17 protein-coding genes are annotated in these 13,235 nt (G+C 64.5%); all 17 read right to left on the reverse strand.

Going from position 1 to position 13,235, the window contains the following annotated elements; all coding sequences use genetic code 11:
* Positions 1-87: 87 nt before the first annotated feature.
* Positions 88-987: a c-type cytochrome biogenesis protein CcmI gene (gene ccmI / locus M1D44_RS02320; protein ID WP_316853065.1), complete on the reverse strand. Its 900-nt coding sequence runs from the start codon at positions 985-987 to the stop codon at positions 88-90.
* Positions 984-1,454 carry a cytochrome c-type biogenesis protein gene (locus tag M1D44_RS02325; RefSeq protein ID WP_112184295.1) on the reverse strand — a complete coding sequence of 157 codons (471 nt, stop codon included), beginning with the start codon at positions 1,452-1,454 and terminating at the stop codon, positions 984-986. Before M1D44_RS02325 ends, ccmI begins: the two co-directional genes overlap by 4 nt.
* Positions 1,447-1,989, reverse strand: coding sequence for a DsbE family thiol:disulfide interchange protein (locus tag M1D44_RS02330; RefSeq protein WP_316853066.1), 543 nt, complete (start codon positions 1,987-1,989; stop codon positions 1,447-1,449). Before M1D44_RS02330 ends, M1D44_RS02325 begins: the two co-directional genes overlap by 8 nt.
* Positions 1,986-4,004 carry a heme lyase CcmF/NrfE family subunit gene (locus M1D44_RS02335; RefSeq protein WP_316853067.1) on the reverse strand — a complete coding sequence of 673 codons (2,019 nt, stop codon included), beginning with the start codon at positions 4,002-4,004 and terminating at the stop codon, positions 1,986-1,988. The genes M1D44_RS02330 and M1D44_RS02335 overlap by 4 nt, the downstream gene beginning before the upstream one ends.
* Positions 4,001-4,471, reverse strand: a complete 471-nt coding sequence (gene ccmE, locus M1D44_RS02340; RefSeq protein WP_316684178.1) for a cytochrome c maturation protein CcmE — start codon at positions 4,469-4,471, stop codon at positions 4,001-4,003. The genes M1D44_RS02335 and ccmE overlap by 4 nt, the downstream gene beginning before the upstream one ends.
* Positions 4,468-4,620 (reverse strand): hypothetical protein, encoded by a 153-nt coding sequence (locus tag M1D44_RS02345; protein WP_316853068.1) that lies wholly within the window; start codon positions 4,618-4,620, stop codon positions 4,468-4,470. The genes ccmE and M1D44_RS02345 overlap by 4 nt, the downstream gene beginning before the upstream one ends.
* On the reverse strand, positions 4,617-5,402 hold the full coding sequence (gene ccmC / locus M1D44_RS02350) for a heme ABC transporter permease CcmC (RefSeq protein ID WP_316853069.1): 786 nt from the start codon (positions 5,400-5,402) through the stop codon (positions 4,617-4,619). Before ccmC ends, M1D44_RS02345 begins: the two co-directional genes overlap by 4 nt.
* A gap of 4 nt (positions 5,403-5,406) precedes the next feature.
* Positions 5,407-6,075 (reverse strand): heme exporter protein CcmB, encoded by a 669-nt coding sequence (gene ccmB / locus M1D44_RS02355; RefSeq protein ID WP_024974859.1) that lies wholly within the window; start codon positions 6,073-6,075, stop codon positions 5,407-5,409.
* The gene (gene ccmA, locus M1D44_RS02360; RefSeq protein WP_112183779.1) at positions 6,072-6,704 is read right to left on the reverse strand and encodes a cytochrome c biogenesis heme-transporting ATPase CcmA; all 633 of its coding nucleotides are present in this window, start codon (positions 6,702-6,704) and stop codon (positions 6,072-6,074) included. Before ccmA ends, ccmB begins: the two co-directional genes overlap by 4 nt.
* 55 nt (positions 6,705-6,759) lie before the next feature.
* On the reverse strand, positions 6,760-7,347 hold the full coding sequence (locus M1D44_RS02365; protein WP_024974861.1) for a cytochrome c3 family protein: 588 nt from the start codon (positions 7,345-7,347) through the stop codon (positions 6,760-6,762).
* 12 nt (positions 7,348-7,359) lie between these two features.
* Positions 7,360-7,863: a nitrate reductase cytochrome c-type subunit gene (locus M1D44_RS02370; RefSeq protein WP_024974862.1), complete on the reverse strand. Its 504-nt coding sequence runs from the start codon at positions 7,861-7,863 to the stop codon at positions 7,360-7,362.
* Between the two features lie 40 nt (positions 7,864-7,903).
* Complete coding sequence (gene napA, locus M1D44_RS02375) at positions 7,904-10,420, reverse strand: periplasmic nitrate reductase subunit alpha (RefSeq protein ID WP_024974863.1); 2,517 nt, start codon at positions 10,418-10,420, stop codon at positions 7,904-7,906.
* The gene (locus M1D44_RS02380; RefSeq protein WP_024974864.1) at positions 10,392-10,736 is read right to left on the reverse strand and encodes a chaperone NapD; all 345 of its coding nucleotides are present in this window, start codon (positions 10,734-10,736) and stop codon (positions 10,392-10,394) included. Before M1D44_RS02380 ends, napA begins: the two co-directional genes overlap by 29 nt.
* An 88-nt stretch (positions 10,737-10,824) precedes the next feature.
* A complete protein-coding gene (gene napE, locus M1D44_RS02385; protein ID WP_080693634.1) occupies positions 10,825-10,989 on the reverse strand; it encodes a periplasmic nitrate reductase, NapE protein in 165 nt (54 codons plus the stop codon).
* A gap of 159 nt (positions 10,990-11,148) precedes the next feature.
* On the reverse strand, positions 11,149-11,799 hold the full coding sequence (locus M1D44_RS02390; RefSeq protein ID WP_112183783.1) for a DNA-3-methyladenine glycosylase family protein: 651 nt from the start codon (positions 11,797-11,799) through the stop codon (positions 11,149-11,151).
* A gap of 15 nt (positions 11,800-11,814) precedes the next feature.
* Complete coding sequence (alkB, locus tag M1D44_RS02395) at positions 11,815-12,471, reverse strand: DNA oxidative demethylase AlkB (RefSeq protein WP_112183785.1); 657 nt, start codon at positions 12,469-12,471, stop codon at positions 11,815-11,817.
* A gap of 10 nt (positions 12,472-12,481) precedes the next feature.
* Positions 12,482-13,225 (reverse strand): 2OG-Fe(II) oxygenase, encoded by a 744-nt coding sequence (locus M1D44_RS02400; protein WP_439004492.1) that lies wholly within the window; start codon positions 13,223-13,225, stop codon positions 12,482-12,484.
* Positions 13,226-13,235: the final 10 nt, after the last annotated feature.

Below are 13,235 nucleotides of genomic sequence, written 5' to 3' on the forward strand. Positions count from 1 at the left end.
CCAGTGGACTGCGATGACTGTACTGTAGGTACGTCCGTCTGGCCGGGCACTCCGGGTCTTGCGGTCAAATTCGAAGCACCGCTCGCGTCACTTGCCGCCGGGTGCTTTTTGCTGATCGGCGCGCGCGGCGGCCAAGTTGGCGGCGATCTGTTTGGCGCCGGCAGATTCGGGCGGCAGCAGCCGGTACAGGTGTTCCCACTGCGCGATTGCATCGCTCACGTCACCACGTTCGACGGCGGCGGAAGCAGCCAGTGCCAGCGCTTTGGGCTCGTCCGGGTCGGCCTTCAGGGCGAGGCGCACCTGCTCCATGGGCGCACCAGCGAGGGCGCCGCCCTGGGCGGTAGCGAGTGCGTCGGCGTAATCGGCACGCAGGCTGGCGACGTCGGGGGCAAGGGCCACCGCCTTCGCATAGGCGGCGACGGCGTCGGCGGGGCGCTCCATCGTGCTGTAGGACCGCGCGAGCAATGCCCAGCCGGGTGCGTCGTCGGGCGTGTCGCGCAGCCGTTGCGCGAGGCTGTTGACCATCGATTCGATCTGCGCGTCTCCACCGGTGTGATCGCTGCGAGCGGCGGTCATCATGTCGCCCGGCATCCACAGCGAGGCGGGCTTGCCAAGGTGCTGGTAGAGCAGCACGGCGGACGTGGGCAACGCAGCCAGCAGCACTGCAGCGAGCAGAACGGCGCGGCGGTCGGGGCGCACCTGCGAGGTGCTGGCGGTGTCGGCCGTATCGTCCAGCAACCGCCGGCCAAGCTCTGCGCGTGCGTGTGCGTGGCCCGCCGCATCGATAGCGCCGGTGCGCAGGTCGGCATCCAACTCGCGCAGCTGGTCTTGGTACCAGCGGATCATCTGGCTGCGCGCGGTGGGGCTCTGGATGAACGTATCGCCCACATCGTTGCGCGCGCGTCGCAACAACGGCGTCAGCAGAACTGCAATGGTGACGGCTGTGAGGGCGGCCGCCAGCAGCCAGAACAAGGTCATCACGGTCATGGGCGGGGATCTTCCGGTAGCGACCCTGCAAGCAGGGCGGCGAGGCGCGCTTGCGCGTCAGCGTCCATCTCGGCAGGGGGCGCCTTCTGCTGTTTGCGGGACGACACGATGCCGAATACCACCGCCATCAGCAACAGTGCTGGGCCGAACCACAGCAGATAGGTCAGCGGCTTGACGGGCGGCCGGTACAGGACGAAATCGCCATAGCGCTGCACGAGGTAGTCCTTTACGGCGGCCTCGGTGGCGCCGGCACGGAGTTGTTCTCGAATCTGGCGGCGCAAGTCGACGGCCAGGTCGGCGTTGGAATCGGCGAGGGTCTGGTTCTGGCACACGAGGCAGCGCAGTTGCTCCGACAGCGCGTGGACACGGGTGTCGAGATCGACGTCCGCCGCTGCGGCATAGGCGGGCATCTGCAACGCGAACGCCGCGACGCCTGCCATAACGAGCGCGGCCAGGCGCTTATGCATGATCACCTTCCTGCGCCAGTTGCTGCAGAAGCGGCACGATCTTGCGTTCCATCGACTCGGCCGTCACGGGGCCGACCTGCCTGTAGCGGATCACGCCGGCGCGATCGATGACGAAGGTCTCCGGCACGCCGTAGACGCCGTAGTCGATGCCGACCTTGCCGTCTGCGTCGATGAGTGACGCGACATACGGATCGCCCATGTGTTTGAGCCACGCGCGTGCAGCGTCGGCGTCGTCCTTGTAATTCAGCCCGTAGATCGGCACGGAGGATTGCTTGGCGAACGCGTTCAGCACGGCGTGCTCTGCGCGGCAGGCGGTGCACCACGACGCCCAGACGTTGAGCATCCACACCTTGCCGCGCAGGTCTTGCGGCGTGATCGGGCCGGCAGTCGATTCCAGTGCCGTCAGCCTGAACGCCGGGGCGGGTTTGCCGACCAGCGGCGAGGGCAGTTCACGCGGGTCACGCGACAGCCCCGCCGCCAGCGCAATCACCAGAACGAAGAACGCTGCCAGCGGCAGCACGTAGCGCAGCTTCACCGTGGCTCCTCGGTCGCCGGCATCGCCAGTGATGGGCCGGCCAGTGCAGCGTCGGGTGTGGTGCGCGGCGCTGTGGAGCGGCGGCGCAGCCGGTAGCGGCGATCGCACACCGCCAGCAGGCCGCCCAGCACCATCAGCACACAGCCGCCCCAGATCCAGCTGACGAAGGGCTTGATGTAGATGCGCATAGCCCAGTTGTCTTGTCCGAGTGATTCGCCCAGCGCGACATAGAGGTCTCGTGTGATGCCGGTGTCGATGGCGACTTCGGTCGTGGGGGTTTCCTGGCTGCGGTACAGGCGCCGCTCGGGCAGCAGCGTGGCCACCGGTTTGCCGTTGTGGCTGACTTCGACGTGGCCACGCAAGACGTTGTAATTCGGGCCCTGCGCCGGCGCAACGTTGGTGAGGTGGAACATGTAGCCACCCACCTCAACTGTGCCGCCCACGCGCACCGGCAGCTCGCGTAGCGTCTCCTGGCTGAGCACCAGCGTGACGCCTGCGATGAACACCCCCACCCCTGCGTGCGCTACCAGCATGCCGAAGTAGCTCGGCGGCAACTGTCGCAGCGTCATCAGTCGATTGCCGGGCTGGCGAAGTTTTTCGGCCAGACTGGCCAGCGCACTCGCAAGACACCATGCGGCCAGCGTCAGCCCGAGGCCCGCCAGCGCGGACGTTCCATAAAACACCGCCAGCCCAAGCCCGACGACAACACTCGCCACCGCCGCCCAGCGCAGCCGCACGGCCATCGACGGCAGCGCGCCGTGACGCCAGCGCGCCAGTGGCGCCGCGCCCATCAGCAGCACCGCAGGAGACATCAGCGGCACAAAGACTTGCTCGAAATACGCCGGACCGACCGAAATCTTGCCCAGCTGCAGCACATCCAGCACCAGCGGATAAAGCGTGCCAAGCAGCACCGTGGCGGCAGCCACCGCGAGGAGCACGTTGTTGGCCAGCAGAAACGATTCACGCGCGAACAGCGAGAACGTCGCACCTTCCGAGGCGCCGCTGGACAACCGCTTTGCGCGCCACGCAAACAGAGCCAGCGCACCGCCCGTCACGATGCCCAGCAGGGCCAGGATGAACAGACCGCGCTTTGGGTCCACCGCAAAAGCATGCACTGACGTCAGCACGCCCGAACGGACGAGGAACGTGCCGAGCAGGCTCAACGAGAACGTGAAGATGGCGAGCAGCGCCGTCCACGCGCGGAACACGCCTCGCTTCTCCGTCACCGCCAACGAATGGATCAGCGCCGTGCCTGCCAGCCACGGCATGAACGAGGCATTTTCGACCGGGTCCCAGAACCACCAGCCGCCCCAGCCGAGTTCGTAGTACGCCCAGGCGCTGCCGAGCATGATGCCGGTCGTCAGGCATGCCCAGGCGGCGGTTGTCCAGGGCCGAGACCAGCGCGCCCAAGTGGCATCGAGCCGACCCGACAGGAGCGCGGCCATCGCAAACGAAAACGCCACCGCAAAGCCCACGTAACCCATGTAGAGCATGGGCGGATGCGACACCATGCCGGGGTCCTGCAGCAGCGGGTTGAGGTCGCGCCCTTCCATGGCCGGCGGCAACAGGCGCAGGAACGGGTTGGACACCAACAGCAGGAAAAGCAGCAGCCCCGTGCTGATCGCGCCCATCACGCCCAGTACGCGCGCCACGACGGGCAACGGCAGTTGTCGGCTGAACAACGACACGGCCAGCGACCACAGCGCCAGCATCGTCGTCCACAGCAACATCGACCCCTCGTGGCCGCCCCACACTGCGGCAACGCGATAGGGCAGCGGCAGCGCGCTGTTCGAGTTGGCGGCGACATAGAGCACGCTGAAGTCGTTGCTGACGAAAGCCCACGTCAGCGCGCTGTACGCCAGCAGCACCAGCGCGCACTGCATGCGCGCAGCGGGACGCGCCACGGCCATCCAGCGCTGGTTGTCGCGCGCCGCGCCAACCAGCGGCAGCACGGATTGCATGACAGCAGTCAGCAACGCCAGGATCAACGCGAAGTGGCCCAGCTCGGCAATCATCGCGACGCGCTCCGGGCAGATTCCTTCGCCATTTGTTCGTTGACTTGCGCGGCGCGGCGTAAGGCATCAGCGGCTTCGGGCGGCATGTAATTTTCGTCGTGCTTGGCAAGCACCTCATTGGCGACGAAGACACCATCCTCGCCCAGCCGCCCGCGCGCGACCACGCCCTTGCCCTCGCGGAACAGGTCCGGCAGCAAGCCGTGGTAGACGACCGGCACACCGCGCGCTGTGTCGGTGACGACAAAGCGGATGGTCATGCCGTCACGTTCGCGTTGGATGGAGCCGCGTTCGACCAGGCCACCCAGTCGAAAGACCTGTGCAACAGGCGCTTCCTTGGCGGCGATCTGGCTTGGGCTGAAGAAGAACACCAGATTGGAGCGGAACGCATTCAGCGTGAGGGCGGTAGCCGCACCCGCGCACACCAGCGCGGCGAGCAGGATGCCGAGGCGGCGTTGTCTGCGTGTCATTGGTCGCTGCCGTCAGGATGCGAGTGATCGGTGCGATTGGCTGCGTGCCAGCGGCGAGCGAGCAGCAGCAACTCGGCCGCGATGCAGATGGCGGCCACGGCAAACGCGCCCGCAATATAGTCGACGTGATTGACGGAGAACTGGCTCATGCCGGCGTGCTCAGATTGTGGTCATCGTCGGCGCGCTCGCGCATGATGCAACGCACGCGAATCAGCGCCACGCAGATGCTGTACATCCAGCACGCGAGCGTCATCAGCAACATGCCGAGCAACATCGTCATCGCCATGGACGGAGCCGCCGTCAGGCTGATGGACGCGCCCTGATGCAGCGTGTTCCACCACTGCACCGAGAAATAGATCACGGGGATGTTGACCACGCCCACCACGGCAAGCACGGCACAGGCGCGTTCGGCGCGGCGCGGGTCTTCAATGGCGCTCTCCAGTGCAATGAAGCCGAGGTACAGAAACAGCAGCAGCAACTCCGACGTCAGCCGCGCATCCCACACCCACCACGTGCCCCACGTTGGCTTGCCCCACAGCGCGCCTGTCCACAGCGCAATGGCGGTGAACAGCGCGCCGGTGGGCGCCAGCGCCGAGGCCATCATCGACGAAAGCCGCGTGCGCAGCACCAGCGCCAGCGCGCAATAGCCGGCCATCACCAGATAGATGAACATCGACATCCATGCAGCCGGCACGTGCAGGAAGATGATCCGGTAGACCTCGCCCTGTTGCGCATCGGTTGGCGCCACAACAAAACCGACGTAGAGGCCGGCGACGAGGAACAGGAGTGCGGCCACACCAAACCACGGCGCCAACTTGCGTGCGAGCGGATCAAACCGCACGGGCGACGCATACGCGAGCCAGTTCCAGCGTTGGAAAACAGGTTGGCGCGCAGCGATGGAGGTGCTGTGGAGTCCGGAGCGGTTCGTCATCGCGTCATTCCACGGCAATGCGCAGCCCGGCGGCGGCGGCCAGCGGGCAGACAAACAGCGATAGCGCCAGGCAAGCGCCCAGCAGCGAGAAATGCGGCATGACATCAAGCCCCGCATCGGCCGCCGAACCCGCGCCCGCACCAAACACAAGCACGGGCACACACAACGGCAGGACGAGGATGCACAGCAGCGCTGCGCCATTGCGCACGCCCAGCGTGAGCGCTGCACCAACGGCGCCGATCAGCGCAATGGCAGGCGTGCCGATCAGCAGCGTGGCTGTCAGCAGCAGCGTTGCATGCAGCGGCAGGCTGTACTGCTGGGCCAGGATGGGCGTCAGCAGCAGCAACGGCAAGCCGCTCGCGAGCCAGTGCGCGGCAATCTTCGTCAGCACAATCAGGGCAAGCGGATGTGGCGACAGCAGCAATTGATCGAGGCTGCCATCAGCGTGCTCCTGCGCAAACAACCGAGAGAGCGAGAGCATCGACGCCAGCAGCGCCGCGACCCACAGGATGCCCGGCGCAAGCATGCGCAACTGTTGCGGGTCGGGGCCGATGGCCAGGGGGAAGAGGCTCGCCGCAATGACGTAGAACACCACGCCACCGACGAGGTTGCCGCGCCGCCGCCATGACAGCGCCAGATCGTGCCGCAGGATGGCCATCAGCATCGGCTTCATGCGGTGCCCCCAAGCCGAAGCACGCGATTTGCCCCGTGCGGACGCGACAGCAACTGATGCGTGGCCATGATTGCCATGCCGCCTGCACGCAGGTGCGCATCGAGCTGTGCTGTGAAGAGGTCGGCTGCGCGGTCGTCAAGCGAGGCGATCGGTTCGTCGAGCAGCCACAGTTCGCGCCGCGCGAGCAGTAAGCGCGCCAGCGCCACTCGCCGACGCTGGCCTTGCGAAAGCTTGCGCACGGGCGTGGCGGCCAGCTTGCCGAGTTCGAGCGCTTCCAGCGCTTGGCCGACGCAAAACGGCTCGGATGCCGAATCGTGCGATCCGGCCAGTTGCATGGCCAGACGCAGGCTCTCCGTCACAGTGAGATCTGGGTCGATGCCGTTGGTGTGGCCAACGTAGCAAAGCGCATTGAGGAAGGCGGGGTCGCCGCTGCGTACGGGCGCACCATGCCACGTGAGCGCGCCGCTTGCCGGTGCCAGAAGGCCGCAGAGCACGCGCAGCAGGGTGGTCTTGCCGCTGCCGTTCGCGCCCGTTACCTGCACCAGCTCGCCCGCCGACACCGAGAGGTCCAGCTCGCGGAAGATCCGACGGCCGGCGCGCGAAAACGTCAGTTGGCTGGCAACAAGCACGGCATTGGGGGGCTGAGTGAAACGGGGTCTAGCGCCGGCAGCACGTTCACGTGCTTTACTCGGTCTTCATCTTCGACATGTCGGGCAGATGGTGCGCAATACCCTTGTGGCAGTCGATACAGGTTTTCTCTTTGCTGCCCAGATATTGGGCGTGCATGGCCGACGCGCGCGGGCTTTGCCGCGTGAAGTCCATCGAGTCGTAGTTGTGACAGTTACGGCATTCCAATGAATCGTTGGCCTTGAGTCGATCCCATTCGTGCTGGGCCAGTTCGAGCCGGTGTGCCTCGAATTTCTCGCGCGTGTCGATCGTGCCGAAAATCTTGCCCCACACTTCCTTGGATGCCTGCATCTTCCGTGCAATCTTGTTCGTCCAGGCGTGCGGAACGTGACAGTTGGAGCAGATGGCGCGCACACCGCTGCGGTTGGTGTAGTGGATCGTGCTCTGTAGCTCTTGATACACGTTGTCGTGCATTTCGTGGCAGCCCGTGCAGAACGCCTCGGTGTTGGTCACTTCCATCGCGGTGTTGAACGCACCCCAGAACACCACGCCGGCAACAAAGCCGCCCAACGTCAGAAAGCCCAGGCTGAAATACGCGCTGGGCCGGTTGATGGTGCGCCAGTAGCGCTTGATCAGGTCGAACATGGCTGCACCGCCTCAGTTCTTGCCAACGCTCTTGCCATCAGGCTTGCGTTTGAGCAGTTCATCGACATCGACAAACGTATTGGTGATAAGCGGCTTGGCGTCGGCCTGCGGCACGTGGCATTGCGTGCAGAAGAATCGGCGCGGCGAAACGTCGGCCAGTTGATGGCCATCGCGGTCAACGTAGTGCGTGGGGCTGATCGCAATAGCGCGCATCTCTTCGGCCTTCGTACGCGCATGGCAGGACAGACAACCGTTGTGGTCCTTGTTGATCTGATACATGTACGTCCCGTCGATCTTGTGCGGAATCGTCGGCGGCTGCCCGGTGTAGTTGCGCTCGCGGCGCACGTCCCTGTTCTCGGTGGGATACAGGATCGGCGGTGTCGATTCGGCGGTGATCGGCGTCGAGCCGCGCATGGCGTCGACCACGCCTTGAGCCTGCGCGGGCAAGTTGGCAAGGGTCGCCAGCAACAGCGCGCAGATGGCGGCTGGCAGTCCCAAGAGTCGGCTGAGCTTCATGACATTTTCCTGTTGCGCGTGTGTCGTCTGCCCGTGCTCGTCAGACCTTCACGATCTTGACGGCACATTTCTTGAAATCCGTCTGCAGCGAGATCGGGCAGGTTGCATCCAGTGTGACCTTGTTGATGAGCTGGCTCGCATCGAACCAGGGCACGAACACCAGGCCCTTCGGCGGCTGATTGCGGCCGCGCGTTTCAATGCGGGTGCGCATCTTGCCGCGCCGCGAGATCACCTCGACCTCGACACCACGTCGCAGCCCCAGCGCCTTCGCATCTTCCGGATGCATGAAGCAGACCGCGTTCGGGAAGGCGCGATACAGCTCGGGCACCCGGCGCGTCATCGAACCCGAGTGCCAGTGCTCCAGCACGCGGCCGGTCGACAACCAGAACGGGTATTCCTTGTCCGGCACTTCCGGCGGTGCCTCGTAGGGCAGGGCGAAGATCACCGCCTTCCCGTCCGGGTTGCCGTAGAACTGGTAGCCGGTACCGGCCTTGACGTACGGATCGCTGCCTTCTTTGTAGCGCCAGCGCGTCTCTTTGCCGTTGACTACCGGCCAGCGCAATCCGCGCGCCTTGTGATAGTCGTCGAACGGTGCCAGGTCGTGGCCGTGGCCGCGTCCGAAGCTTGCGTACTCCTCGAACAGGCCCTTCTGGAGGTAGAAACCGAATGCCTTGGCTTCGGCATTGTTGTATTCCGGGTCGACGTCCTTAAGGGGGAACTTGTCGACGTTGCCGTTGCGGTAGAGCACGTCGTAGAGCGTCTTGCCGCGCAGCTCGGGCTTCTTGGCGATGAGTTCTTCGGGCCAGACTTCTTCAACCTTGAAGCGCTTGGAAAACTCCACCAACTGCCACAGGTCGGAACGCGCCTCCCCCGGTGCATCAACGAGCTGATGCCAGAACTGCGTGCGGCGCTCGGCGTTGCCGTAGGCGCCTTCCTTCTCAACCCACATCGCGCTCGGGAGGATCAGGTCGGCGGCCAGCGCGGTGACGGTGGGGTACACGTCCGAGACAACGATGAAGTTCTCCGGATTGCGGTAGCCCGGGTAGCCTTCCTGGTTGATGTTGGCGCCGGCCTGGATGTTGTTGTTGACCTGCACCCAGTAGGCGTTGAGCTTGCCGTCCTTCAGCATGCGGTTTTGCAGCACGGCGTGATAGCCCGGCTTTGCCGGGATCGTGCCCGCCGGCAGCTTCCAGATGTGCTCCGCTTCTTCGCGGTGCTTCGGGTTGGTCACCACCATGTCGGCCGGCAAGCGGTGCGAGAACGTGCCCACCTCGCGCGCGGTGCCGCAGGCCGAAGGCTGGCCCGTCAACGAGAACGGGCTGTTGCCCGGCGTGGCGATCTTCCCTGTCAGCAGGTGCAGGTTGTAGATCATGTTGTTCGCCCAGGTGCCACGGGTGTGCTGATTGAAACCCATGGTCCAGAACGACACGACCTTGATCTTCGGATCGGCATACAGCTCAGCGAGCTTCTGGAGCTGCTGCTTGAATTCCTTTTCCTTGCTCTTGTCCGGGTTCGCCAGCTTGGTGGTGTAGTCGAGGTCGTACGTCGAGACGAACTTCGCAAACTCGTCGAACGATATCGGCTTGGAGTCGCCCACCTTGTCGGCGTTCTTGGCGGCCTTCTGCAGCGGATTGTCGGGCCGCAGGCCGTAGCCGATGTCGGTCACGCCTTGCTTGAAGACGGTGTGCTTGTTGACGAAGTCTGTGTTGACCTTCTTGTTCGTGATGATGTAGTTCGCGATGTAGTTGAGCATCGCGAGATCGGCCTGTGGTGTGAAGACGATGGGAATGTCGGCCAGATCGAACGAGCGATGCGTGAACGTCGAGAGCACCGCGACCTTCGTCTTGGGTGCGGAGAGGCGCCGGTCTGTCACACGCGACCACAGGATCGGGTGCATCTCCGCCATGTTCGAGCCCCACAGCACGAACGCGTCGGCGACTTCGAAGTCGTCGTAGCAGCCCATCGGCTCGTCCATGCCGAAGGTGCGCATGAAGCCGGCCACCGCCGAAGCCATGCAATGGCGCGCGTTGGGGTCGAGGTTGTTCGAGCGGAAGCCCGCCTTCATCAGCTTGACTGCGGCGTAGCCCTCAAAAACGGTCCATTGACCTGAGCCGAACATGCCGACAGCGGTGGGGCCCTTTTCCTTGATGACGCGCTTGAACTGCGCCGCCATCTCGTCGAACGCGCGGTCCCAGCTCACGGGCGTGAAATCGCCGTTCTTGTCGTATTTGCCATTCTTCATGCGCAGCAGCGGCTGGGTTAGCCGGTCCTTGCCGTACATGATCTTCGAGAGGAAATACCCCTTGACGCAGTTCAGCCCCCGATTGACCTCGGCCTTCGGGTCGCCCTGCGTGGCCACCACGCGGTTGTCCTTGACGGCGACTTCAACGCCGCAGCCCGTGCCGCAGAATCGGCAAGGCGCCTTCGACCACTTGAGCTGCGTCAGCTCTTTGTCGGTGACAAGGTTGGCGGCGCCAGCAGGAAGCGTGACGCCAGCTACCGAAGCGGTGGCGGCGGCGGCGGTCTGCTTAATGAACGCGCGGCGAGAGACTTTCATCGTCCATTTCCTCATTCATGGCGTCGGCCATTTCGTTGTGCTGATAGATCAGGGCGGTGTTCAGCACACCGTCGATCTGTTGAATGAACGTCAGGTGGGCTGCGATGGCGCGCGAGCTGGGCGCCTCAAGCGTGACCACGAGCTTGCCGTTATCGCTGGCTGCATGGATTTCGCTGCCGGCGATGGCTTCGATGGCCTTGCTTACGGATGCAATATGGGTTGGCCGCGTCTGGACCAGGACGCCGGCGATATGCCATTCGTCGTCATCGAGTGGCGCCGGCCGAACAGGGATATCTATTTTTCTTGTGTTTCGCATGACGCTGTTTTGGCGATGCACGCCTTTTTCTAATCAGTGCTGCGCGAACATACAACCCGGCTCGCCCTCGGAACCCCCCGGGCGTATATCAATGCGTTGGCGGACCGCTCAGCAATTGGGACGCCCAGACGATAAAGCCATATCCGGCCACGATAATGACGGACAGAACCGGCACCATGACGGCCGTCAGAAACAGGAAGCTCCGCAGCTCTTCGGATTTACGTTGCGCGTCGACGTTTTGGGACTGTTCCACGATGACTCGACCAATGAGGGCGGCGCAAATGGCGCGCGAACGTTTTCCAGTAAAGCGAACGTCGCACGGGAATTCAAGGTTTTCGCATGATCCCGGCGTGACATATGTCGCGCAAGCAATATGTTGTTGGGGCCTGATCTAGCGCAAGACTTGCGGAATTCACGCGCCTGAAACATTGACGGGTACCCGCCATAAATACCAGGCCGCGACGGTTCGATATGGGCTCCATGCAAGGCCGAGCGTTTCCATTTGCTTGCGCGTGGGCGTAGTGTCGAGCCGCTTCAGACGGCGATAACCGTCGCGTACGCCGAAATCATCTGCAGGCAGGATGTCGGAGCGCTCCAGCGTGTAGATGAGCAGCATTTCGACCGTCCACCGGCCTACCCCGCGCAGTGTCACCAGCCGATCGACGAGCGCTTCGTCTGACATGGTCAGCGCATGTTCGCGCGTGGGTACGACGCCGTCGAGGGCGGCTTGTGCAATGCCGCGAATGGTCGCCAGTTTGGTCGCAGAGAAACCGCAGGCGCGCAGCGCCGCCTCTTCTGTGGCGAGCACCTGCTGCGGTGCGGGAAAAGCGGCGGCCGGATAGAGCGCGAGGAAACGGCCGAGGATGGCGTCACCGGCCTTGGCGTGCAGCTGCTGATAGGCGATCGCGCGGATCAGCGCTTCATAAGGTTCGCGCGCAGGCTTGGCGGTGTGGCGGCAGGGGCCGATGGCGGCAATATGGCGGGCCCAGTCTTCGTCCAGCGTGGCCAAGAAGGTTGCGGCTTGCCGGTAGGCGCTCTCGGACAGGTCTGCTGCAATGGACATGCGCTGGTTCGCCGGTCAGCCGGCCTTGCGGAACGTGAGGTTGATGCGCTGGCTGCCCAGCAGTGCATGCGGGTGGTCTTTGAGCGGCGCAACGCCGTGATAGCGCAGGCGATCCGGGCCACCCCAGACGACGACATCGCCGTGAAAAAGGGGAATGCGCTGCGTCTTGTCGGCGCGGCGATGTCCGCCAAACAGGAAGACGGCTGGCATGCCGAGCGATACCGAGACGATGGGTGCGCCGTAATCCTGCTCGTCTTTGTCCTGATGCAGCGACATGCGGGCGCCGGGCACATAGCGGTTGATCAGGCAGGCGTCTGGCGTGAAGCCGGGGAAGCCCGCTTCAGCAGCGGCGTTGTACGCCAGGCGCGCGAACACATCGGGCAGTGGCGGCCACGCGGCTCCCGTGAGCGGGTCGAGCGTGGCATAGCGGTAGCCGCGGCGGTCTGAGGTCCAGCCCAGGGTGCCACTGTTGGTGAGCGCGACCGACATCTCGAAGCCGCCCGGCGTGACCATGTGGCGGAACGCGGCCTGCTGTGCGATGGCGTCCACCGCCGCCAGCAGGGCCGGCGCATCCGCCAGCGCAAAGCCACGGAAAATAAAGGCCGCCTCGCCGAGCGCGATGCGCGCGTCATCGGCGGGTGCGTGGTCGGCAAACAGATCGCCGGTCGTCATGGTGAACTGGCTATAGCGCGTCGTGGAAGATGATGCCCACAGTATGCCGTCGGCCCGAACGCAGGCCGCTCACACCGTGGCGCAGGTTCACGCGATACGTACCGCGCGTGCCTTGTACAGGGCGATGGTGCACCGCAAAGACCACTGCATCGCCCTTGCGCAGTGGCACCACCTCAGGCCGCGATTGCATTCGTGGGCGCTGCTCCGTCATGACGAATTCGCCGCCGGTGAAATCCAGGCCGGGTTCGGACAGCAGGATGGCCACCTGCAGCGGGAAGACGTGCTCGCCATAGAGATCTTGATGCAGGCAGTTGTAGTCGCCAGGGCCGTATCGCAGGATCAGCGGCGTGGGGCGCAACTGGCCGGCTTCGTGACAGCGGCGCAGGAAATCGGCGTGCTGGGCCGGGTAGCGCACGTCGATGACCATGGCTTGGTTCCAGCGGTTGGCGATGGTCGCCAGCGGCGGGTAGAGCGACGTGCGCAACTGCGCGACCAGGTCCGGCAGCGGATAGGCGAAGTACTGGTATTCGCCGCGCCCGAAGCCATGGCGCTCCATCACCACGCGCGAGCGGTACAGGCGATCCTGCGGATACAGCGCTGCCAGGGCGTCGCACGCTTCATGGGTGAGCAGGCTGGGCAATACGGCGCTGCCGACCTCATTGAGGGCGTCCTCAGCGGCATGCCAGTCGATGCCATCAAGATTGGGAAGGTGCTGCTCCGCGCTGACATGCGCGGCGGCGGAGGAAGGCGGCATATGCGCTCCT

Source organism: Ralstonia sp. SA306, assembly GCF_054792405.1.

Bases quoted from the DNA above. Each gene is read 5' to 3' on its own strand.
- M1D44_RS02380 (WP_024974864.1), bottom strand. From the start codon at position 10,736: ATGCGAAACACAAGAAAAATAGATATCCCTGTTCGGCCGGCGCCACTC.
- ccmE (WP_316684178.1), bottom strand. From the start codon at position 4,471: ATGACACGCAGACAACGCCGCCTCGGCATCCTGCTCGCCGCGCTGGTG.
- M1D44_RS02365 (WP_024974861.1), bottom strand. From the start codon at position 7,347: ATGTTCGACCTGATCAAGCGCTACTGGCGCACCATCAACCGGCCCAGC.
- alkB (WP_112183785.1), bottom strand. From the start codon at position 12,471: ATGACGACCGGCGATCTGTTTGCCGACCACGCACCCGCCGATGACGCG.
- ccmC (WP_316853069.1), bottom strand. From the start codon at position 5,402: ATGACGAACCGCTCCGGACTCCACAGCACCTCCATCGCTGCGCGCCAA.
- napA (WP_024974863.1), bottom strand. From the start codon at position 10,420: ATGAAAGTCTCTCGCCGCGCGTTCATTAAGCAGACCGCCGCCGCCGCC.
- M1D44_RS02335 (WP_316853067.1), bottom strand. From the start codon at position 4,004: ATGATTGCCGAGCTGGGCCACTTCGCGTTGATCCTGGCGTTGCTGACT.
- ccmB (WP_024974859.1), bottom strand. From the start codon at position 6,075: ATGAAGCCGATGCTGATGGCCATCCTGCGGCACGATCTGGCGCTGTCA.
- ccmI (WP_316853065.1), bottom strand. From the start codon at position 987: ATGACCGTGATGACCTTGTTCTGGCTGCTGGCGGCCGCCCTCACAGCC.
- M1D44_RS02400 (WP_439004492.1), bottom strand. From the start codon at position 13,225: ATGCCGCCTTCCTCCGCCGCCGCGCATGTCAGCGCGGAGCAGCACCTT.
- M1D44_RS02325 (WP_112184295.1), bottom strand. From the start codon at position 1,454: ATGCATAAGCGCCTGGCCGCGCTCGTTATGGCAGGCGTCGCGGCGTTC.
- M1D44_RS02390 (WP_112183783.1), bottom strand. From the start codon at position 11,799: ATGTCCATTGCAGCAGACCTGTCCGAGAGCGCCTACCGGCAAGCCGCA.
- M1D44_RS02370 (WP_024974862.1), bottom strand. From the start codon at position 7,863: ATGAAGCTCAGCCGACTCTTGGGACTGCCAGCCGCCATCTGCGCGCTG.
- M1D44_RS02345 (WP_316853068.1), bottom strand. From the start codon at position 4,620: ATGAGCCAGTTCTCCGTCAATCACGTCGACTATATTGCGGGCGCGTTT.